The sequence below is a fragment of the Vibrio sp. SG41-7 genome (assembly GCF_014164465.1).
Taxonomy (GTDB): Bacteria; Pseudomonadota; Gammaproteobacteria; order Enterobacterales; family Vibrionaceae; genus Vibrio; species Vibrio splendidus.
Genome location: NZ_JACJFF010000408.1, coordinates 1 through 274, shown reverse-complemented (window position 1 = coordinate 274; position 274 = coordinate 1). Strand labels below are relative to the sequence as shown.

The following is a 274-nucleotide window of genomic DNA, read 5'->3' as shown; positions in this document are numbered from 1 at the left end:
ACGCTGTTAGAGTGGGCAAAAAAGCATGAACTTGAGGTAGGGATATTCGGAGCGCTTCATACTTATGGTCGAGCCCTTAACTGGCATCCACATATCCATTTATCGGTCACTCGTGGAGGCTTAGACAAACACCATTCCTGGAAACCTATTCAACGCTACTGGAATATTCACTTTGCCAAAAAGACGAAAGAACTAAAGCAAACGGTGAATTATCTGGGTCGTTACCTGAAGCGTCCACCGATATCCGCATCGAGGCTACGTCATTATAGTGGGG

The 274-nt window shown here is 46.0% G+C and carries 1 protein-coding gene; it reads left to right on the top strand.

The window, feature by feature from the left end:
- Positions 1-274 (top strand): transposase (locus H5300_RS27375; RefSeq protein ID WP_182797407.1); only part of this gene is annotated, 274 nt, incomplete at both ends.